Origin of the sequence: Bradyrhizobium nitroreducens (assembly GCF_002776695.1) — a bacterium.
In the GTDB taxonomy this organism is placed as follows: domain Bacteria; phylum Pseudomonadota; class Alphaproteobacteria; order Rhizobiales; family Xanthobacteraceae; genus Bradyrhizobium; species Bradyrhizobium nitroreducens.
The window spans coordinates 3,066,630-3,086,494 of the sequence record NZ_LFJC01000003.1; the positions used below are offsets into that span (position 1 = coordinate 3,066,630).

The following is a 19,865-nucleotide window of genomic DNA, read 5'->3' on the forward strand; positions in this document are numbered from 1 at the left end:
GCGTCAGGGCGATGGCGGTTGTGCAAAAGATTTGCTGCGCCCCCCGCGCGCGCCTGGCCTCGCCTTATTGTCCAGGAAATATATGTCCGGCCCAAGGTTCCAGATGGATGTCGGCTGACGCCCGGAACCCGGGACGCCGGACCTAGGCGTAGAGCCGGCGCTCCACGGTCACCCCGATCAGGTCGAGATAGCGTTCGATCAGGTCGGGCCGGCCGACCAGATAGCCCTGCATCTCCTCGCAGGCCTCGCGCGCCAGGAAGGCACGCTGCGCTTCCGTCTCCACCCCTTCGGCAATGACCGGGATATGCAGGGCATGCGCGAGGCTCAGGACCGCACGGACGATCTCCGCCGATTGCGGCGTCGCTTCGAGATTGGAGATGAAACCCCGATCGATCTTGATCTTGTCGAACGGAAATGACTGGAGATAGGACAGCGAGGAATAACCGGTGCCGAAATCGTCCATCGCGATGCGGACGCCGAGCGCCTTCAGCCGCCGCAGCAGATTGAGTGCGCGGTTGAAATCGCCGATCAGCACGCCCTCGGTGATCTCGACCTCGAGCCGCGTCGGCGTCAGCCCCGTCTCCAGCAGGATCTGGTGGATCGAACGTTCGAGATCGCCGGCCTGGAACTGGACCGGCGACAAATTGACGGCGACCTGCAACGGACGCGGCCAGGATGCCGCCTCGCGGCACGCTTCGCGCAAGACCCATTCGCCGATCTCGACGATGAGCCCGTTCTCCTCGGCCAGCGGAATGAACTGGTCCGGCGGCACGAAGCCTCGCGTCGGATGATTCCAGCGCAGCAGCGCCTCGAAGCCGATGACCTCGCCATCCACCCGCGCCTGCGGCTGGAAGTAGACCAGGAACTGGTTCAGCTCCAGCGCCTGCCGCAGATCGTGCTGCAACAGCCTGCGGTCGCGCAGCTCCAGATCCATCTCGGATTCGAAGAAGCGGACCCGCCCCCTGCCCTCGCGCTTGGCACGATAGAGCGCCGAATCGGCGTTGGCGAGCAGCGTGGCGGCATTCACGCCGTCATCCGGATAGAACGCGATGCCGACGCTGAGGCCGACATGGGGCAGATAATCGTCGACCTCGAGCTCCGTGCCGATGGTCTCGACCAGCCGTTCGGCGAGGCCCAGAACGTCCTCACGGCTGATGTCGTCCGGCATCAGAATCATGAACTCGTCGCCGCCGATACGGGCCACGAAGGCGCCGTCGGCTTCCGCGGCAAGCCGGTCCGCCGCCGCTCGCATCAGCATGTCGCCGACGGGGTGACCGAACACGTCGTTGACCTCCTTGAAGCGGTCGAGATCGAGGCTGAGCACGGCAAAGCTGGTCGCCGCCTCCTGCGCCCGCTCCAGCCGCTCGCCGAGCGCGGCGTTGAAGGCGCTGCGGTTCGGCAGGTCGGTCAAGACATCATGATGCGCAAGATGGCTGATCCGCGCCTCGTTCGTGATCCTCTCGGTGACGTCCTCGATCACGCCGACCAGATATTGCGGCGCGCCACTGCCGTCCCTGATCAGCAGCTTGCGCGAATTGACCAGACGATCGCGGCCTTTGACGCCGACTTCGAGCAGATGCCCCTCGAGGAACATCGGCGTGCCGCTGTCGACGACGCGGCGATCCTGCTCGTTGACGGCACGGGCGATCTTGTCCGGAAAGATCTGTTCCGGCGTCTTGCCCAGCATCTCCTCGCGCGGCATTCCGTAATATTCTTCGCCGGCGCGGTTGAGCAGGATATAGCGGGAATCCTTCGCATCCTTGGCGAACACCGCGATCGGGATGTTCTCGATGATGCTGTCGAGGAACTCGCGCGCCCGCCCCAGATCCTGTTCGGCTCGCTTATGCGTCTGTTCGAGCTCCTCGATCATCAGCTTGATCGCGCGGTCGGTACGGCGGCGATCGCAATCGCTCTCCTCATAGGCCGCGCTGACGAGCTCGCCGAGCTTGGTCAGATCGACCTTGCCGGATTCGTCCGTCGACTGGCGGATCTGTCTGGCGAGTAGCCGATGCATGGTCAAGCCGCCGCCTCCGCGATGACGGTAACGGTCATGGTCTGGTTGTGCAGTTCGCAGCGGCCGGACACGGCCGGCGGAGCGATCTCGCCGTAGGAGTAGAATCCGATCCGGACGACGTCGTCGCCGAGCTCGGCGGCAACGGCATCCAGCTCGTCCTGGGTGCGCTGCCCCATCACTCTGCGGCGGCCGGTGCAGCTCACCAGGATCGCAAGCTTGTCCCCGGCAACCTCGTCCGCGAGTGCGCTGCGCGCCTGCCTACCGGCCTCCCCGGCACCTGCGGCGAGACTGTCGAAATTGGCGCGCATCAACTGCGCGGTACATCCTTCCGGAATGTCGGCCGCGAATGTCAGCGTGCGGGCATTGCGATCCACCGCGAACACGGAGCGCACGATCTGCCGGTTCGGCTCGGCCTCGTCGTGAATGCGCAAGGGGAATGCCAGGCCCGAACCCGGCATCGCCGCAGCCTCCTCCTCGCCGAGATAGCGGGTATACAGATCCAGCGGCGGCTCGCCGTCGAGCTCCACGACCACCGACCCTTGCGCCTTCGTCACCTTGCGGCGCGGCCCGAACACGTCCCAGCCGCCGGCGCAGCCATGCGCGAAGCGGAACGAGGCGCCGTAGAATGCAATTGCGGCGATGCGGTTCGGCGACGGCTCCGCGTCGGCTCCGACCATCGTCTGTTCAAATCGGGTGCCGTCGCCGGCGAGCCCGCCGGTCACGGGCAGATCCGGCCCCAGCACTTCGGTGATCCCGGCGAGCAGCTCGGCGCCGTTCACCGCCAACCCGTCCGATAGGACGAACAGGCCCGCCAGATCCGCCGCCAGCACCTGGCGGGCAAGACGCACGCCGCAGGCTCGCGACGTGTCGCGGGTCTCGACGACCTCCTGCACCAGCCGCACTTGCGTATGGGCGAAGTGCAAGGCGACAGCGACGACTTCGTCATCGCAGATATCGTCGCCATGGATTTGGCCGCCGGTGCTGCATCCGACGATATGACTGTCGGGATAGAGACCGCGCAGCTCGCGATAACGTTGGCCGTCCGCGAGTTGCTCGCGGCTGCCGAAATAGAGCACAAGCTGGGGTGGCTCGCGCAGGGCATCCGCTCCGCGCCAGCCATGGGCAGCATTCCAGTGAAGATATCGAATGTGCATCCCACGCTCTCTGCAGCTCTTGAACCACAGATTGTGGAGCGGCGCATTGCGTCGCCGTTAATCGGGCGCTTACTTCGACACCGTTGGTTACCCCGGCATGAAGGGTATTGTCGACTTGCGTCAGATTCCCCGTAGGACTCCGGGAAAATCCGTCGCCGAGGCCGTCGATACCTCTGCGCAAACGCTTGGCGAAGCCATCCGTAGTCTACCGGATGCGCGCGCTTTCGCCGAGGCGCATCGGCTGCACAGCATTTTCTCGCAGCGTCGGAACCCGTCCTGTCTCGGCAGCAATGCGAATGGCCTCGATGTTCGCGGCATAATCGGCGACGCAGTTGCCGCGGAATACTGCGGAACCCGCCACCAGCGTATCGGCGCCGGCCGCCGCCACCGCAGCGGCATTGTCGCGCGTGACGCCGCCGTCGACCTCGAGCCTGATCGGCCGGTCGCCGATCATGGCCTTGACACGTTCGATCTTCGGAAGCTGGGATTCGAGGAACGACTGACCGCCAAATCCAGGATTGACCGTCATCACCAGCACGAGATCGATGCGATCAAGCACATATTCGATCGCGCTCTCGGGAGTGGCGGGGCACAGGCTGACACCGGCCTTCTTGCCGAGCGCCCGGATGGCCTGAAGCGAACGGTCGAGATGCGCGCCGGCTTCGGCGTGGACGGTGATGACATCGGCCCCGGCCTTCGCGAACGCTTCGAGATAGGGATCGACAGGCGCGATCATGAGATGCACGTCGAAGATCTTCTTCGTCATCGGCCGGATGGCCTTGATGACATCGGCGCCGAAGCTGATGTTCGGCACGAAATGTCCGTCCATGACGTCGCAATGGATCCAGTCGGCGCCAGCCGCGTCGATTGCCGCGATCTGCTCGCCGAGGCGCGCGAAATCCGCAGCCAGGATCGAGGGAGCGATGACGATCTCTCCGGTCATGGCTTTGCACTCCGCGCGTCAGTGCCGCCGCTGAAGACGCGGCTCGCCAGGACGTCCATGGGATCGATGGTCTCGAGATCGGCGACATCGAGCATGCGGTCGAGATCGGACACCAGGCGATCGGCCTGCCGCAGGCGGATACGGTCGACCGCATTGCGGATCGAACGCGCGTTGGAGAAGAATGGCTGGGTCCGGCGCAGCGCGATGTATCGCTCGAAGGCCTCGCGCGCCGCCGCCGAGAACCGATAACCCCGCTCCTTCAGCATCAGCTCGGCGATGACGAGCAGTTCCTCTTCCGCATAGTCGGGAAATTCGATGTGGTGGGCGATGCGCGAGCGGAAGCCGGGATTGGAGGCGAAGAAGCTCGTCATGCGCTCGCCATAGCCGGCGAGGATCACGACGAGATCCTCGCGCTGGTTCTCCATCACCTGGAGCAGGATCTCGATCGCTTCCTGGCCGTAGTCGCGCTCATTGTCGGGCCGGTGCAGGTAATAGGCCTCGTCGATGAACAGCACGCCGCCCATCGCCTTCTTCAGGATCTCCTTCGTCTTCGGCGCGGTGTGACCGATATATTGGCCGACGAGGTCGTCGCGCGTCACCGAGATTACCTGCCCGCGCCGCACGAAGCCGAGACCGTGCAGGATCTTCGCCATGCGCAGCGCGACCGTGGTCTTTCCGGTGCCGGGATTTCCGGTGAACGACATGTGCAGCGTCGGCGGCGCCGAGGCCAGGCCCGCGCGCTGCCGGATGCGCTCGATCAGCAGCAGCGAGGCGATCTGGCGCACGCGGTTCTTCACCGGTCTCAATCCGACCAGTTCCTGATCGAGCTGCTGCAGCGTGTCGGTGATCCCGGCCGCTTCGGCCTCCTTGCGGAGATCGAATTGGGTCTCGCTGGGCTCAGTCGTGGTTGCGTGGGGCACATCCAGCATCGGGACCTCGAAAAAAGGGCTTCGCCGCGAGGGAGGCGGCGAAGCAGTTGGTCCGCCAAGGATCCGGAGCAGGGAGAGCTCCGTGCGGAAACGGATGACTTAAGTTGACGCGTGCGCGGCGTGCTTGCGCACGGTGGTGTAGCGGATCGCCCGGCCGCCGACCTCCTGCCGGACCAGCTCGAACTCGGCCTCATCAGGCGGCCGGTTGACCAGGAAGGAGATCCGCACCGATTCCCAACCATGACTGGAATCGAAGCCGCTGATGCGGATGTATCTGTTACCATACACCCTGCGGCACTCCGCGAGCTCCATCATCACGCCGGCAGCGTCCTGGAGATCGAACATCGGCAGGCCCCACATCTCCCAATAGGTGTTGCGGGGATGCGGATCGTCGGTGAACTCGATGTTCACCGCCCAGCCCTTTCCAAGACAATACTGCACCTGCCTGGTGATCTGGTCGTCGGTGAGATCGGGCAGAAACGAAAAGCAACCCTGAGTGAGTTTCATGTTGCGTCTCCCTAGACGGTTTCGAGCGCCGTCGGCACGAAGTCCGGCGTGTCGGTGGATTGATAGTTGAAGGTCACGTCCTTCCAGACCTCGAGCGCCGCCTTCAGCGGCGTGCAGGTCTCGGCCGCCCTCGCCAGAATCTCCGGACCTTCGTGGACGTAGTCACGGCCCTCGTTGCGGGCGAGGATCATCGCTTCCAGCGCCACGCGGTTGGCGATCGCGCCGGCCGCGATACCCATGGGATGGCCGATGGTGCCGCCGCCGAATTGCAGCACGACGTCCTCGCCAAGCAGGTCGAGCAGCTGATGCATCTGGCCGGCATGGATGCCGCCGGAGGCCACCGGCATCATCTTGTTCAGGCTCGCCCAGGACTGGTCGAAGAACAGGCCGTGCTCGAGCTTGGTCGGGTTGAAGTCCTCGCGGCAGACGTCGTAATAGCCGCGTGTGGTGTTGGGATCGCCCTCGAGCTTGCCGACCACCGTGCCGGCATGGATATGGTCGACGCCGGCCAGGCGCATCCACTTGGCGATGACGCGGAACGACACGCCGTGGCTCTTCTGCCGCGTATAGGTCGAGTGACCGGCACGGTGCAGATGCAGGATCATGTCGTTGCGCCGCGCCCATTTGGCCATGGACTGGATCGCGGTGTAACCGATTACGAGGTCGATCATCACGATGCACGATCCGAGCTCCTTGGCGAACTCGGCACGCTCGTACATGTCCTCCATGGTGCCCGCGGTGATATTCAGGTAGGTGCCCTTGACCTCGCCGGAGGCCGCTTGCGCGCGGTTCACCGCCTCCATGCAATAGAGGAAGCGGTCGCGCCAATGCATGAAGGGCTGCGAGTTGATGTTCTCGTCGTCCTTGGTGAAGTCGAGCCCGCCCTTCAGCGCCTCGTAGACCACGCGGCCGTAGTTGCGCCCGGAGAGTCCGAGCTTCGGCTTCACCGTCGCGCCGAGCAGCGGCCGGCCGAACTTGTCGAGGCGTTCGCGCTCGACCACGATGCCGGTCGCCGGCCCCTGGAACGTCTTCACATAGGCGACCGGGAAGCGCATGTCTTCCAGCCGCAGCGCCTTGAGCGGCTTGAAGCCGAACACGTTGCCGATGATCGAGGCCGAGAGGTTCGCGATCGAGCCCGGCTCGAACAGGTCGAGGTCATAGGCGATGTAGGCGAAGTAGGAGCCCGGCGAGCCCGGGACCGGATCGACCCGGTAGCATTTGGCGCGATACTTCTCGGCCGCCGTGAGGCGGTCGGTCCACACCACGGTCCAGGTCGCGGTCGAGGATTCACCGGCCACCGCAGCCGACGCTTCGATCGGATCGACCCCCTCTTGCGGCGTGACGCGAAACAGCGCGATGACGTCGGTGTCCTTTGGCGTGTAGTCGGGCTCCCAATAGCCCATGCGCTTGTATTCCATGACGCCAGAGCGATAACGCTCCTTGCCGCGGACCGTGCCGGTATGTGCGTTCATGTCTCTCTCCTGCTCTTTTCTCTGCTCTTTCCGACTAACTAGGCCGCAACGGGCTCACGGGCGTCGATACGTGGGTCGAGCTCGCCGGCGCGGTAACGCCGCGCCATCTCGCTCAAGGGAACGACCTTGATCTTGCTGGCATGGCCTGCGGTGCCGAACTGCTCGAAGCGCTCGCGGCAAAGCTCGCGCATCGCGTCCATCGCGGGCTTGAGGAATTTGCGCGGATCGAACTCGTTGCGCGATTGCGCCGCCACTTTTCGGAACACCGCGGTCATCGCGAGGCGACAATCGGTGTCGATATTGACCTTGCGCACGCCACTCTTGATGCCGCGCACGATCTCCTCGACCGGCACGCCCCAGGTCTGCGGCATCTCGCCGCCGAACTGGTTGAACATGTCCTGCAGCGGCTGCGGCACCGAGGAAGAGCCATGCATGACCAGATGCGTGTTCGGCAGGCGGCGGTGGATCTCCTCGACCACCCGCATCGCCAGGATGTCGCCATCGGGCTTGCGGCTGAACTTGTAGGCGCCGTGCGAGGTGCCCATCGCGATGGCGAGCGCGTCGACCTTCGTCGCGCGAACGAAATCGACGGCCTGATCGGGATCGGTCAACAGCTGGTCGTGGCTCACCTTGCCCTCGACGCCGTGGCCGTCCTCCTGCTCGCCGCCGCCATGTTCGAGCGAGCCGAGCACGCCGAGCTCGCCTTCGACGGAAGCCCCGACCCAGTGCGCGAGATCAACGACGCGGCGAGTGATTGCGACATTGTAATCGTAATCGGCCGCAGTCTTGGCATCCGCCTTGAGCGAACCGTCCATCATCACAGAGGTGAAGCCATGGGCAATGGCGGACGCGCAGGTCGCCTCGTCATTGCCGTGGTCCTGGTGCATGCAGAGCGGGATGTCCGGATAGGTCCGCTCCAGCGCGTCGATCATGTGCGAGAGCATGAGATCGCCGGCATAGCTGCGCGCGCCGCGCGAGGCCTGCATGATGACGGGCGCGTCGACCTCGGCCGCCGCCTGCATGATCGCGATGCCCTGCTCCATGTTGTTGATGTTGAACGCCGGCACCGCGTAGCCATGAGACGCGGCGTGATCGAGCAGCTGGCGAAGGGTAATGCGTGCCAAGGGATGTCCTCCTTATCGACTGTTGCGAGCAATCGCCCGGCGGGCGGCTTCGGCAATACTCTGTGGCGTGATGCCGAATTCGCGGTACAGCACCGGCGCCGGCGCCGAGGCGCCGAAGCCGCGCATGCCCACGAACTCGCCGTCGGCGCCGATCCAGCGATGCCAATCACCGGCGACAGCCGCCTCGATACCGACGCGCGGCGCCGTGCCGAGCACAGTGGCGCGATAATCGTCCGGCTGCTCCTCGAACAGCGCAAAGCACGGCGCCGAGACCACGGCCGCACGAATGTGCTCAGTCGCGAGCAGCCGCGCGGCTTCCAGTGCGATCGACACTTCCGAGCCGGTTGCGATCAGCGTCACGTCACGTCCGCCATCGGGGGAGACGACGAGATAGGCACCGTTCGCGACACGGTTTCTGCCGCGCGCATCGCTGCGGAAGGTTGGCAGCGCCTGCCGCGACAGGCACAGCACGGAGGGACGGCTCTCGGAGCTGAGTGCGCAGTCCCAGGCTTCCAGCGTCTCCACCGCGTCGGCGGGACGGAACACCAGGAGGTTCGGGATCACGCGCAGCGCCGCAAGATGCTCGACCGGCTGGTGCGTCGGGCCATCCTCGCCAAGGCCGATGGAGTCGTGGGTCATCACATGGATGGCGCGCAGCCGCATCAGGGCTGCAAGGCGGATTGCCGGCCGGCTGTAATCGGAGAACGCCAGGAACGTGCCACCATAGGGGATGAAGCCGCCATGCAGCGCGAGCCCGTTCATCGCGGCGGCCATGCCGTGCTCGCGAATGCCGTAGTGGATGTAGTCGCCGGCGAAGGCCCCGCGCTTGACGGGAGCCTGCGCCTTGGCGTGCGTGAGGTTCGAATGCGTCAGGTCCGCGGAGCCCCCGACCAGACCGGGGATGGTCCCGGCGATGCCGTCGAGCACCTGCTGCGAGGCCTGCCGCGTCGCGAGCTTCGGCCGTTCGCTGGCAAAGCGCTCGCGCAATTTCGCGGCGGCCAGCGCATAGGCGGCCGGCAGTCCAACGGCCTTGCCCTCGACGAACAGGTCGCGCTGCTCTGGCGTCGCGCGTTCATAGCGATCGAGCCAGGCGAGCCGATCGACCTGCCCGCGCTGCCCGATCATTCGCCAAGCCTTGAGCACCGGGATCGGCACCACGAAGGGCTGATAATCCCAACCCAGCGTGCGGCGCGCCACCGCGGCCTGCTCGGCGCCGAGCGGCGCGCCATGCGCCTTCTCGGTGCCCTGCCGGTCGGGCGCGCCATAGCCGATGATGGTGCGGCAGGCGATCAGCGACGGTTTTGCGGTCGCCCGCTCCTCCGCGATCGCCTGTGCAACGGCTTCGGGATCATGCCCGTCGACGCCGCGCACCGACCAGCCGGAGGCGGCGAAACGCGCGAGCTGGTCGTCGGATGTCGCGAGCGAGGTCGGACCGTCGATGGAGATGCCGTTGTCGTCGAACAGCACGATCAGGCGGCCGAGCCCGAGATGGCCGGCGAGCGAGATCGCCTCCTGGCTGATGCCTTCCATCAGGCAGCCGTCGCCCGCGATGACGTAGGTGAAATGATCGACGAGCCCGTCGCCATGCCGCGCATTGGCCATGCGCTCGGCGAGCGCCATGCCGACCGCAGTCGCGATGCCCTGCCCCAGCGGCCCCGTCGTGGTCTCGACACCCGGCGTGTGGCCATACTCGGGATGGCCCGGCGTCTTCGAGCCCCATCGCCGGAAGGCCTTGATGTCGTCGAGGCTGACATCGCCGCCGGTCAGATGCAGCAATGCGTAGAGCAGCATCGAGCCGTGGCCCGCGGAGAGCACGAAGCGGTCGCGGTCCGGCCAGGTCGGATGCGCGGAGTCGAACTTCAGGAAGCGCGAGAACAGCACGGTCGCGACGTCGGCCATGCCCATGGGCAGGCCGGGATGGCCGGATTGCGAGGTCTCGATGGCATCGACCGCGAGGAAGCGGACGGCATTGGCCAGGTCGTTGTGCGCGACCGCCGTGAGGTCGGCTTCGGCGTGGACGGAGATGTTCATCGGATCCTCCCTCTTTACTTCAGGTTTCGCTTGCGCTCGATGAGCTGCATGATCAGCGGCGTCAGGATCAGCTGCATCGCGAGATCGAGCTTCGCACCGGGACAGACGATCGAATTGGCGCGCGACATCCAGCTCTGCGGCAGCATCGAGAGCAGATAGGGGAAGTCGATACCGCGCGGATTCTTGAAGCGAATCACGACCATCGATTCGTCCGGCGTCGGGATCCAACGCGCGACGAACGGATTGGAGGTGTCCACCGTCGGCACGCGCTGGAAGTTGATGTCGGTCTCGGTGAATTGCGGGCAGATGTAGTGGATGTAGTCGGGCATCCGCCGCAGGATGGTGTCGGTGACCGCCTCGGTCGAATAGCCGCGCGCGCTGCGATCGCGGTGCAGCTTCTGGATCCATTCGAGATTGATGACCGGCACGACTCCGATCTTGAGGTCGGCATAGCGCGCGACGTTGACCTTGTCGGTGACCACGGCGCCGTGCAGGCCTTCGTAGAACAAGAGGTCGGAGTTCTCCGGCAGCTTCTTCCAATCGGTGAAGGTGCCGGGCGCCGCGCCATGCAGTGCGGATTCCTCGGCATCGTGCACGTAGTGGCGCGTCACCGCCGTGCCGGTCTCGCCGTAGTCGCGGAACGCGCGCTCCAGTTCCTCGAACAGGTTGGTCTCGGGGCTGAAATGGCTGAAATGCCTGTTGCCGCGCTCGGCCTCCTTGGCCATCTGCGTGCGCATTTCGGCGCGGTCATAGCGGTGGAAGGCGTCGCCCTCGATGTAGGCGGCGTTGACCTTCTCGCGGAAAAATATCTGCTCGAAGGTCTTCTTGACCGAGGTGGTGCCGGCGCCAGAGGAGCCGGTGATGGAGATGATCGGATGTTTCCTGGACATGCGTCACCTCGATCAGAGCCGGAAGAATCCGCGCCGCGCGAATAGCGGCGCTGAAACGCTGGCGACCAGCACCGGATCGCAATGCAGCTCCTCGACGCGCCGCACCTCGTTGCTCGAACCCATGATCAGCGGCACGCGCTGGTGCAGGTTTTGCGCTGAGAGATCGAGGATGCGCTCGCGTCCCGTCGTGGCGGAGCCGCCGGCCTGCTCGATGATCATGGCCATCGGATGCGCCTCGTAAGTCAGGCGCAGGCGACCGTCGCCATAGCCGGCACGCGCATCCGAGGGATAGAGGAACACGCCGCCGCGGGTGAGGATGCGATAGGTCTCGGCCACCAGCGAGCCGACCCAGCGCATGTTGAAATCGTGGTTGGCCGGCCCTTCGACGCCGGCGAGGCATTCCTCGATGAAGGCACGCACCGGCGGATCCCAGTGCCGGCGGTTCGACGCGTTGATCGCGAATTCCTCGCAGGCCTCGGCGATCTGCGCGCCGGCGCGCGCGAGGCGGAAGCAGCCCGCCTTGCGGTCGAGGGTGAAGATGTCGACGCCTTCGCCGAGCGTCAGCACCAGCGAGGTCTGCGGGCCGTAGGTGACGAAGCCCGCCGCGAGTTGCGCCGAGCCGCGCTGATGGAAGGCGAGCGAGAGGTCCTCGGGTGCCGGCAGGATCGAGAAGATCGTGCCGACGGTCATGTTGATGTCGATGTTGGAGGAGCCGTCGAGCGGATCGATCGCGATGCAGATGCGGCCCTCGCGGTCGCCGATCTGGGCCTCGCGCATCTCCTCAGACGCCAGCGCCGCGATCGGCAGCTTGCCGAGACAGCGGCGCAGGATCGCATCGGCCTGGACGTCGAGATCGCGCTGCACGTCGCCGTCACTGTTGCGCCCCGTCGTCAGGCCGGAGGCGTCCGCGAGATCACCGGTGGCGATGAGGTCGGCGATCTCGATCGCCGCCGCCGCGATGGCATCGACCGCGGCGGCCACGGCCAGCGCGTGCGGCGCGGTCTCGGAATACCGTTGAAGGTGATCGTCCAGCCTGAGTTGCCCGGTCATCTGCGTCCATCCCCTGTGCCGGCGCCGCGTCCATTCCCTCCCCTCTGGAGGCAGGCAGCGATCAGTCCCGGCATCAGGAGATTGACAGGGGCAGCTTAATAAGGAAAATTTCTATTCATAATGAGCGTCAAAGAATTTTCTTATAATGGTCCCGGCCATGCGGCGGCCCAGCTCCGGCATCTCACGATCCGGCAGCTTCGTTCGCTTGCGGCATTGTCGGCCAAGGGCAGCGTGACGGCGGCCTCCGGCCATCTCGGGCTGACGCAGCCGGCCGTGACCCAGCAGCTGCGGCAGCTTCAGGACCTCGCCGGCCTGCCGCTGGTGCAGCGGACCGGCGACGGCATGCTGCTGACGGAGGCGGGCAAGGAGGTCCTGGCGCTCGCCGAGCGGGTCGAGGCCGCCATCACCGACTGCCAGGGCGCGCTCGACCTGCTGGCGGGGCGGACCGGCGGCACCGTGCATCTCGGCGCGGTCTCGACCGCGAAATATTTCGTGCCGCATGCAATCGCGGCATTCTCCAAGCGCTATCCCAAGATCGAGATCAAGCTGACCATCGGCAATCGCGAGGAGATTCGCGAGGCCATGCACGGCTACGACCTCGATTTCGCCGTGATGGGTCGGCCACCGGCCGACGTCTCCGTCGACGTCCGCCAGCTCGGGCGCAATCCGCACATCATCGTCGCGCGCAAGGGGCACTGGCTGGAAAAGGATTCCGGCCTCAGCCTGACCGACCTCGTGCACGAGACCTTCCTCACCCGCGAGCCTGGCTCGGGCACGCGGACGCTGATGGAGGGCATGTTCCAAAAGTCCGACCTCGAGCCGATCGTCGGCATGGAGATGAGCAGCAACGAGACCATCAAGCAGGCGGTCATCGCCGGGCTCGGCATCGCCTTCATCTCGGCCCACACGGTGGCGCACGAGCTCGCCGAAGGCCGGCTCATCGTGCTCGACGTCGCGGGCCTGCCGATCGTGCGGCAATGGTATGTGATCCGCCGCAGCGACAAGGTGCTGCTGCCGCCGGCGCAGGCGATGTTCGATTTCCTGGGCTCGGAAGGATCGAACTATCTGCCCGACGTGCCCGAGTTCAGCGGACGATAGTCCGCCGGCACTCAGCTCATCAGCTTCATGGCGACGGTGGCCGCCAGGATCACGATGATCTGGAGCAGGCGCTCGGTCGTGAAGATGCGGTTGAACGTGGTCATCGCTTGCCCCGGCCGACATGAAGGAGGTTTCGGTCGGCCCGTTGCTAGCACAGACGCTCGGCGAGACAACTCCGTAATTGCCACGGGACCCGCCTGCCGTCCGCCTGCTGCAAGTGAACCGCACCTCACGCGCTCCTCGGCAGGCGATCGGTCCACCATGCGAGAGTGCGGGCGGCACCTGCCTTGAAGCCGACCAGCGGCACGCCTGCGGTCACCTCGCGGAGGCGGCTGACATCGGCGGCGAGCATCGGCTCGGCATCGACGCCCGTTGCATCGAGGGCGCCGAACCTGACCAGATGAGGCGCCTCGAGGCACTCGGCGAAGTGCTCGATCACGCTGCGCAGGCTGCACACCTCGCCGCTGGCGAGATTGACCGCGCCTTTGAGCTCGCTGTCGAGCACGGCGGCGATCATTTGCGCGAGATCGTCGACATAGACGAAGTCGCGCAATTGGCCGCCATGCGAACAATCGAAGTCTTGTCCGGCACGGAGGCTCCGGATCAGCGAAGGAATGAGGCGCCTCTCCGGCTCGTGCGGACCGAACGGGACAAACACGCGGCCCCAAATGGCGCCCGCCGCGATATAGGCTTCGCCCGTCGCGAGCTTGGCCTGGCCGTACAATGTCGTGGGACGGCACGGGCTCACGCCCTCTTCGCACGGACCGCTCTGCGGTCCGTATTCGAGGCAGCTGCCGATGCCGAGGACGCGGCTGATGCCGCAGGCTTGCGCGCGCGCGAGCAGGTCGATGCTCGCCTCCGTCCACCGCCGATTGATGGGATCTTCGCGATAGCGGCCCGGCCGCGCTTCCCAGGCGAGATGGACGAGATGCGTCGGCCGCGCTGCGGACAGCGCATGCGCGCGGCCGGCTTCGGTGAGGAGATCGGCCGCATGCCAACTCACGCCCGGCGTCGCCGGCTGCGCTGTGCGCGCGATGCCATGGACCTCGAAGCCGCGCCCCGCCAGCGCAGGCACGAGCGCACGGCCGATGAATCCGGACGCGCCCGTGACCAAGACCCGCTTCATGCGAGATACGGCAGCGCGCGGTCGCGCGCGGACAGGATCGGATCGGGCAGCGGCCAGGCGATTGCCAGCGACGGATCGTCCCAGCGAATGCCTGCTGCGCCCTGCGCGTCATAAGGCACGTCGATGCAGTACATCAGCTCGGTCGCATCAGTGAGCGTCTGGAAGCCGTGCGCGCATCCGGCGGGGATGAACACCGCATTGCCGCGGTCGGCGGTGAGTTCGACCGAGCACCATTGTCCAAAGGTCGGCAGCGATCGGCGCAGATCGACGATCACGTCGAAGGCGCGGCCGGCAACGCAGCGCACCAGCTTCGCCTCCGGCCGGCCGGCCTGGTAGTGCAGACCGCGAAGGGTGCCGGCGCGTTCGTTGCGGGACAGGCTGTGTTGCGCGAACTGCGTCGGCAGTCCCTGCGCCGCGAAGGCCTCGGTGTCGAACAGCCGGGCAAAGGACCCGCGCGCATCAAGCTCGCGCTCGATGCCGATTTCGACCACGCCCGGCAGAGCCAATGCAGCGAACTTCATCTCGCCCCTCCGCGCCGCGACGCCGCCGCTGCGAACGTCCGTTCACCCGAACGCCTTTTCGGTTGCATCATGCGCAACCTTGTCGGAGTTTCCGTAGCTTGGAAGCATTCACTAACAGCCGCGACAGGGCGGCACAACGGGACGATCCGGTCATGGACGGGCATCGATGCCGCTTCTGCGCGCGGGAGCTCGACGAGACCTTCGTCGATCTCGGCCTGTCGCCTCTGGCGAATTCCTATCTGCCGCCGGAGTGCGCGAATGCCGCCGAGCCGACCTACCCGCTGCATGCCCGCGTGTGCCGCGCCTGCGGGCTGGTCCAGCTGCCGCAATTCGAGCCGGCGGCCAGCATCTTCGACCAGTATCTCTATTATTCGTCCTATTCCGAGAGCTGGCTGCTTCATGCGGAGAGCTATGCCGCCGAGATGATCGTCCGCGCAAGGCTCGGGCCTGCGTCCGAGGTGATCGAGATCGCCAGCAATGACGGATATCTGCTGCAATATTTTCAGCGCGCCGGCATCGGCGCGCTCGGGATCGAGCCGGCCAGCGGCCCGGCGGCCGCTGCGATCGCCAAGGGCATTCCGACCCGGACCTGCTATTTCGGCCGCGATGCGGCCGCAGCGCTCTGCGCCGAGGGCCACAGGCCCGAACTGATCGTCGCCAACAACGTGCTGCCGCACGTCCCCGACATCAACGATTTCGTCGCGGGCCTGCGCATTCTCCTGCCCGACACCGGACGTGCGACGCTGGAGCTTCCGCACCTGCTGCATCTGATCGAAGGGATTCAGTTCGACACGATCTATCACGAGCATCTGTCGTACTTCTCGCTCGCGACCCTCGAGACGGTGTTTCGCGCACACGCCTTGCGCGTGTTCGACGTGGAGGAATTGCCGACTCATGGCGGCTCGCTGCGCCTGCATGTCTGCAGGACGACGGCTGCTCAAAGGCCCTCGCCCGCGCTCGAGCAATTGCGCCGGCGCGAGGAAGTCGCAGGTCTCGACCGGCCCGCGATCTATCGCGATTTTCAGGCGAAGGTGGCGGCGAAGCGTGGAGCGATCCGCGACTTTCTCGCCGCCGCGCGGCGCGCGGGCAAGACGGTCCTCGGCTATGGCGCGCCTGCCAAGGGCAACACGCTGCTGAATTATTGCGGCGTCACGCGCGAGCTGATTCCGTTCACCGTGGATCGCAATCCGCACAAGCAGGGCCTGCTGCTTCCGGGATCGCATCTGCCGATCCGCGATCCCGCCGCCCTGATCGCGGCAAGGCCTGATTACGTCTTCGTCCTTCCCTGGAATCTGAAGGACGAGATCGTCGCGCAGCTGGCGGAGATTCGCGCCTGGGGCGGACAATTCGTGGTGCCCGCACCCGAGCTCACGATCATATCGTGATCGATGGTTAACGATCAGGCTGCGCGCGGCGCGGCGTAGTCCATGCGCGCTGCGAAATAGGATTCCAGCTCCGACAGCGCCCGCGCTTCCCAATCCTGCGCCTGTTCCAGCAGCGACCAGCTCTGGCCCGGGCGAAACGCAGCGGTTTGGCGATACAGTGATGCGATGCCGCGATAGCGACGCACGTTCTCCAGGATGGCGTGACCGTTGATTTGGCCGTTCATGTCCGAAAACTCCCTCGTCATTCCCGGGGGAGAAACTGCGGCCAAATCTTTTTCGAAAAGTTAGCGGCGCGCGGCAAGCGCGCGGATGGTTGCCGGACTGTTGCGCGCAGGCAACGCGCGCCATCGCGGCAGGACGATCTATTGCGGATTCGTTGCCGCGCTCTCGCCCGGCGGCTTCAGCCCGCCGCGGCTGATGATGCTCATCGTCTCGCGGCAGAGATCGGCAAGGCCGATCAGCAGCACGGCAAGCAGGCAGAACAGGTTGATGGAATCGGCATTCGTGCTCGACAGCGCGCTGAACTCGAAGAAGGGCGGAATGAACGCCCACCACACCAATGGCACCGTGAACAGCGCGGCAAACACGGCCGCCGGCGCGCCCGCGACGAGGCCGAGCACGAACAGGCCGGGCAGGAACGCTGCAAAATAGAACTTGGCGCCGAGCGCGACGCAGATGCCCTGAAGCACGGCCGATACTGCGATAACGACGCAACCGAGCAGAAACGCCCGCCACGACCATGGCCGTACCCGCGGTACGCCAAACAGCCCCGCACGCCTCATCAGCCTCCCCCTGCCGCCCGTTAACCGGGCTCGCTTGAGACGAAAGTACTACAACCGCAAGCAAACCGCGAGATGGAAATTGCAGCACCCGACGCCTCGCAGGGCCTCGTGTCCGGGTCTTGGTAAACAGCCGCATCGCGCCATTCCGCCGGGCCGGCGACTACTCGGTCGCCGCATAGAGCAGGCCCGCGACGGGCAAAGCGAGGCCAATGGCCGAGGCGAGCGGCCAGCCGCCTTGCGCGAAGGCGAAGGCGCCGATGGCAGAGCCGGCGGCACCGGCCGCGAAGAACGTCGCCATATAGAGACCGTTGAGGCGGCTGCGGTGCTCGTGCCCGAGCGCGAAGATGGCGCGGAAGCCGAGCACGACGTTGCCCTGAACGCCGATATCGATGGCGATCGCGGCCACGACCAGGCAGCCGAGGTTCAGCATCGAGCCGGGCGCGCCGACATAGCTCGCCAGGAAGCCCGCGGCCGCGAGCAGCATCGCAACCAGCGTCGCGATCCGGCTATGGCCGCGATCGGCGAGCCGGCCCGCGATGGGAGCTGCGAACACGCCGGCGACGCCGGCGAGGGCGAACAGCGCGATGCCGCGCTGGGAAAAACCGAACGCGCCCGCGAGCTGGAGCGGCGCCACCGTCCAGAACAGGGTGAAGCAGCCGAACAGGCTCGCCTGGTAGAGCGCCCGTCGCCGGAGCAGCGGCGTATTCAAGGCCAGGTGCGGCATCGACAGCAGCAGCGTGCCGTAATGCATACGCGCGACGGGCCGGCGCCTCGGCAGCACGAGGCGGAGCACCGCTGCGAGCACGATCATCAGCGCGGCGGAGGCGAAGAACACCGTGTGCCACGACGAGGCCGCGGTGACGAAGCTCGACACCGGGCGCGCCAGCATGATGCCGAGCATCAGCCCGGTCGAGACGTTGCCGACGACGCGGCCGCGGATGGCCTCCGGCGCCAGATGCGCCGCATAGGGGATGATGATCTGCACCGCGACCGAGCCGAGCCCGACGAACAGCGCCGCGACCAGGAACGGCAGCGCATGGGTCGAGAACGCGGCGGCGAGCAGCGCGGTAGCACCGAGCATGATCACCGAGCAGATCAGCGCGCGATTTTCGACGAGATCGCCGAGCGGCACGATGAAGAGAAGCCCGACGCCATAGCCGATCTGCGTCATGGTCACGATCAGCCCCGCGGCTTCATGCGACAGGCCGAGCGCGGCGCTGATCGGGGCGATCAGCGGCTGCGCGTAGTAGATGTTGGCGGCGACCATGCCACAGGCCGCGGCAAGCACGAAGGTCAGGCGCTGTGACACCGCATCCGGTTCGGGGGCGGTCTCGATCGTGGCATTCATCGTCATTCCAGCAGACTCCAGATATGGGAACGATCATTCCCTAATAAGGCATGAATTCAGGCGAGCAGCTTCATCGCGACGCCGACGAGGCGCTTCCCGTCGAGCGGCAGGCGCGCCTTGCCGACGACGCGCATGCCCTGCGTGATGCAGATCATCAGCCGCGCGGTGTCGTCGACATCGACATGGGCCGGTATCGAACCGTCGCCCTGGCCCTCGCGGATGAGGCCCGCGATGAAGGCCTCGTTGGTCTCGATCTGCGCGTTGACGCGGGCGCGGACTTGCGGATCGAGCGCGGCGAGCTCGACCGTGCCGCCGACCACCATGCAGCCGCGGCGGCCCTCGATGCCTTGCGAATGCTCGACATAGAACAGCAGCATGTGGCGCAGCCGCTCCCGGCCGTTGCTGCCGCGCGCGGCCGCGCTGCGGGTCTGCTCACGGCGGACCGCGGCGTAGCGGTCGAATGCCGCCAGGAACACGGCCTGCTTGTCGCGAAACGCCTTGTAGACGCTGCCGGTGGCGAGCCGCATCGCGGCGGTCAGGTCTCCGATCGAGGTGGCATGATAGCCGCGCTCGCAAAACACCCTCACGGCGCGGTCGAGCGCGGTGTCCATGTCGAATTCCCGGGGACGGCCGGGCGGACGGGCGGTGGCTTGCGATCTGCGGGCGGTCTCTTGCATTGCGGGATAATAGGGAATGATCGTTCCCGAATAAAGACACGGAGTTGTGAGGGGGAAAGGCTGGACCGAGCAACGTTGTCGTGTCCCGGACAAGCTGCGGCACGCAGTGCCGCTGCGCAGAGCCGGGACCCAGGGCGGCAGCCGAGCTCGCGGTGAGATGGGCCCCGGCTCTGCAGCGCACCGCTCCCGGACGATGCTTCGCGTCGCCTTGAGAGCGCTGCGCTGCGTCCGGGGCACGAGAGCGGAGGGTGGCGCTGGCGCTCTCCACGTCGTCATGGCGAGGAGCCCCTTGCGACGAAGCAATCCAGAATCCCTCCGCGGAAAGACTCTGGATTGCTTCGCGGAGCCTGTCATCGGGCCGCGCTTCGCGCGGACCCGTTGGCTCGCAATGACGGAGTTAGCGGCGACAGCCTGCTTCTCCGAGCAACGCTGTCATTCCCGGCAAAGGCGGGGAATCCAGTACGCCGCGGCTTCTCGGTTCGATCACTGCGGCCTCTGGAATACTGGATCCGCCCGCCCCTGTGCGCAATTGCGCACTAGGCGAGCAGTGACACCGTGGATGTGGTGGCGGGCACGCCTTCTCGTTCTCGCGGCGCTTTCGCCCGAGCTTTGCTTCGTCGCTCCACCCTCAAATCCAAGAGGGCGCAGGGAAGGCCGGGTGCCGACAGGCACCCGCGGTCTGCTGCGCGAAAGGCACACGCAGGAAGAACCGCACAGCAGCATACAGGTGGTGCCGATCACTCGGCCTTCCCTGCGCGATGGCTGGACGGCTTATGCCGTGATCTCCCGGGAGCCGACCATTCCTTTTGGCCTC

18 protein-coding genes are annotated in these 19,865 nt (G+C 66.0%); 2 read left to right on the forward strand and 16 right to left on the reverse strand.

Features of this window, described 5'->3' with window-relative positions; translation table 11 throughout:
- Positions 1-142: 142 nt before the first annotated feature.
- From TSA1_RS15120 to TSA1_RS15165, 10 genes are all read right to left on the reverse strand, one after another.
- On the reverse strand, positions 143-2,014 hold the full coding sequence (locus TSA1_RS15120) for a putative bifunctional diguanylate cyclase/phosphodiesterase (RefSeq protein WP_245448551.1): 1,872 nt from the start codon (positions 2,012-2,014) through the stop codon (positions 143-145).
- 2 nt (positions 2,015-2,016) lie between these two features.
- On the reverse strand, positions 2,017-3,168 hold the full coding sequence (locus tag TSA1_RS15125; protein WP_100177054.1) for an FIST signal transduction protein: 1,152 nt from the start codon (positions 3,166-3,168) through the stop codon (positions 2,017-2,019).
- Positions 3,169-3,373: 205 nt separating this feature from the next.
- Positions 3,374-4,111 (reverse strand): ribulose-phosphate 3-epimerase, encoded by a 738-nt coding sequence (rpe, locus tag TSA1_RS15130; protein ID WP_100177055.1) that lies wholly within the window; start codon positions 4,109-4,111, stop codon positions 3,374-3,376.
- Positions 4,108-5,040 carry a CbbX protein gene (gene cbbX, locus TSA1_RS15135; protein ID WP_100177056.1) on the reverse strand — a complete coding sequence of 311 codons (933 nt, stop codon included), beginning with the start codon at positions 5,038-5,040 and terminating at the stop codon, positions 4,108-4,110. Before cbbX ends, rpe begins: the two co-directional genes overlap by 4 nt.
- Positions 5,041-5,139: 99 nt before the next feature.
- Positions 5,140-5,547, reverse strand: coding sequence for a ribulose bisphosphate carboxylase small subunit (locus TSA1_RS15140; protein ID WP_100177057.1), 408 nt, complete (start codon positions 5,545-5,547; stop codon positions 5,140-5,142).
- 11 nt (positions 5,548-5,558) lie between these two features.
- Positions 5,559-7,019 (reverse strand): form I ribulose bisphosphate carboxylase large subunit, encoded by a 1,461-nt coding sequence (locus tag TSA1_RS15145; RefSeq protein ID WP_100177058.1) that lies wholly within the window; start codon positions 7,017-7,019, stop codon positions 5,559-5,561.
- Between the two features lie 38 nt (positions 7,020-7,057).
- Complete coding sequence (fba, locus tag TSA1_RS15150; RefSeq protein ID WP_100177059.1) at positions 7,058-8,143, reverse strand: class II fructose-bisphosphate aldolase; 1,086 nt, start codon at positions 8,141-8,143, stop codon at positions 7,058-7,060.
- Between the two features lie 12 nt (positions 8,144-8,155).
- The gene (gene tkt / locus TSA1_RS15155; RefSeq protein ID WP_100177060.1) at positions 8,156-10,174 is read right to left on the reverse strand and encodes a transketolase; all 2,019 of its coding nucleotides are present in this window, start codon (positions 10,172-10,174) and stop codon (positions 8,156-8,158) included.
- Between the two features lie 14 nt (positions 10,175-10,188).
- Positions 10,189-11,064: a phosphoribulokinase gene (locus TSA1_RS15160; RefSeq protein WP_100177061.1), complete on the reverse strand. Its 876-nt coding sequence runs from the start codon at positions 11,062-11,064 to the stop codon at positions 10,189-10,191.
- A gap of 12 nt (positions 11,065-11,076) precedes the next feature.
- The gene (locus tag TSA1_RS15165; protein ID WP_100177062.1) at positions 11,077-12,114 is read right to left on the reverse strand and encodes a class 1 fructose-bisphosphatase; all 1,038 of its coding nucleotides are present in this window, start codon (positions 12,112-12,114) and stop codon (positions 11,077-11,079) included.
- Positions 12,115-12,234: 120 nt separating this feature from the next.
- Here TSA1_RS15165 and TSA1_RS15170 point away from each other — a divergent pair, with 120 nt between their 5' ends.
- Complete coding sequence (locus tag TSA1_RS15170; RefSeq protein WP_100177063.1) at positions 12,235-13,212, forward strand: LysR family transcriptional regulator; 978 nt, start codon at positions 12,235-12,237, stop codon at positions 13,210-13,212.
- Positions 13,213-13,441: 229 nt separating this feature from the next.
- Here TSA1_RS15170 and TSA1_RS15175 read toward each other — a convergent pair whose 3' ends face one another.
- Positions 13,442-14,338 (reverse strand): NAD-dependent epimerase/dehydratase family protein, encoded by an 897-nt coding sequence (locus TSA1_RS15175; RefSeq protein WP_100177064.1) that lies wholly within the window; start codon positions 14,336-14,338, stop codon positions 13,442-13,444.
- Positions 14,335-14,859 (reverse strand): dTDP-4-dehydrorhamnose 3,5-epimerase, encoded by a 525-nt coding sequence (gene rfbC / locus TSA1_RS15180; protein ID WP_100177065.1) that lies wholly within the window; start codon positions 14,857-14,859, stop codon positions 14,335-14,337. The genes TSA1_RS15175 and rfbC overlap by 4 nt, the downstream gene beginning before the upstream one ends.
- Before the next feature lie 152 nt (positions 14,860-15,011).
- Between rfbC and TSA1_RS15185 the strand changes: the two genes are divergently transcribed.
- A complete protein-coding gene (locus TSA1_RS15185) occupies positions 15,012-16,244 on the forward strand; it encodes a class I SAM-dependent methyltransferase (RefSeq protein WP_100177066.1) in 1,233 nt (410 codons plus the stop codon).
- 14 nt (positions 16,245-16,258) lie between these two features.
- On the opposite strand, the gene TSA1_RS15190 is transcribed toward TSA1_RS15185, so the two are convergent.
- The 4 genes from TSA1_RS15190 to TSA1_RS15205 all read right to left on the reverse strand — a co-directional run bounded on the left by TSA1_RS15190 (position 16,259) and on the right by TSA1_RS15205 (position 19,051).
- Positions 16,259-16,468 (reverse strand): hypothetical protein, encoded by a 210-nt coding sequence (locus tag TSA1_RS15190; protein ID WP_100181136.1) that lies wholly within the window; start codon positions 16,466-16,468, stop codon positions 16,259-16,261.
- 138 nt (positions 16,469-16,606) lie between these two features.
- The gene (locus TSA1_RS15195) at positions 16,607-17,026 is read right to left on the reverse strand and encodes a DUF4118 domain-containing protein (protein ID WP_100177067.1); all 420 of its coding nucleotides are present in this window, start codon (positions 17,024-17,026) and stop codon (positions 16,607-16,609) included.
- A 160-nt stretch (positions 17,027-17,186) separates the two neighbouring features.
- Entirely contained in the window at positions 17,187-18,380 is a 1,194-nt protein-coding gene (locus TSA1_RS15200) for an MFS transporter (protein WP_100177068.1), read from the reverse strand.
- A 50-nt stretch (positions 18,381-18,430) separates the two neighbouring features.
- Positions 18,431-19,051 carry a TetR/AcrR family transcriptional regulator gene (locus TSA1_RS15205; RefSeq protein WP_100177069.1) on the reverse strand — a complete coding sequence of 207 codons (621 nt, stop codon included), beginning with the start codon at positions 19,049-19,051 and terminating at the stop codon, positions 18,431-18,433.
- Between the last annotated feature and the right edge of the window lie 814 nt (positions 19,052-19,865).

Bases quoted from the DNA above. Each gene is read 5' to 3' on its own strand.
- TSA1_RS15120 (WP_245448551.1), bottom strand. From the start codon at position 2,014: ATGCATCGGCTACTCGCCAGACAGATCCGCCAGTCGACGGACGAATCC.
- TSA1_RS15125 (WP_100177054.1), bottom strand. From the start codon at position 3,168: ATGCACATTCGATATCTTCACTGGAATGCTGCCCATGGCTGGCGCGGA.
- rpe (WP_100177055.1), bottom strand. From the start codon at position 4,111: ATGACCGGAGAGATCGTCATCGCTCCCTCGATCCTGGCTGCGGATTTC.
- cbbX (WP_100177056.1), bottom strand. From the start codon at position 5,040: ATGCTGGATGTGCCCCACGCAACCACGACTGAGCCCAGCGAGACCCAA.
- TSA1_RS15140 (WP_100177057.1), bottom strand. From the start codon at position 5,547: ATGAAACTCACTCAGGGTTGCTTTTCGTTTCTGCCCGATCTCACCGAC.
- TSA1_RS15145 (WP_100177058.1), bottom strand. From the start codon at position 7,019: ATGAACGCACATACCGGCACGGTCCGCGGCAAGGAGCGTTATCGCTCT.
- tkt (WP_100177060.1), bottom strand. From the start codon at position 10,174: ATGAACATCTCCGTCCACGCCGAAGCCGACCTCACGGCGGTCGCGCAC.
- TSA1_RS15160 (WP_100177061.1), bottom strand. From the start codon at position 11,064: ATGTCCAGGAAACATCCGATCATCTCCATCACCGGCTCCTCTGGCGCC.
- TSA1_RS15165 (WP_100177062.1), bottom strand. From the start codon at position 12,114: ATGACCGGGCAACTCAGGCTGGACGATCACCTTCAACGGTATTCCGAG.
- TSA1_RS15170 (WP_100177063.1), top strand. From the start codon at position 12,235: ATGAGCGTCAAAGAATTTTCTTATAATGGTCCCGGCCATGCGGCGGCC.
- TSA1_RS15175 (WP_100177064.1), bottom strand. From the start codon at position 14,338: ATGAAGCGGGTCTTGGTCACGGGCGCGTCCGGATTCATCGGCCGTGCG.
- rfbC (WP_100177065.1), bottom strand. From the start codon at position 14,859: ATGAAGTTCGCTGCATTGGCTCTGCCGGGCGTGGTCGAAATCGGCATC.
- TSA1_RS15185 (WP_100177066.1), top strand. From the start codon at position 15,012: ATGGACGGGCATCGATGCCGCTTCTGCGCGCGGGAGCTCGACGAGACC.
- TSA1_RS15190 (WP_100181136.1), bottom strand. From the start codon at position 16,468: ATGAACGGCCAAATCAACGGTCACGCCATCCTGGAGAACGTGCGTCGC.
- TSA1_RS15195 (WP_100177067.1), bottom strand. From the start codon at position 17,026: ATGAGGCGTGCGGGGCTGTTTGGCGTACCGCGGGTACGGCCATGGTCG.
- TSA1_RS15200 (WP_100177068.1), bottom strand. From the start codon at position 18,380: ATGACGATGAATGCCACGATCGAGACCGCCCCCGAACCGGATGCGGTG.
- TSA1_RS15205 (WP_100177069.1), bottom strand. From the start codon at position 19,051: ATGCAAGAGACCGCCCGCAGATCGCAAGCCACCGCCCGTCCGCCCGGC.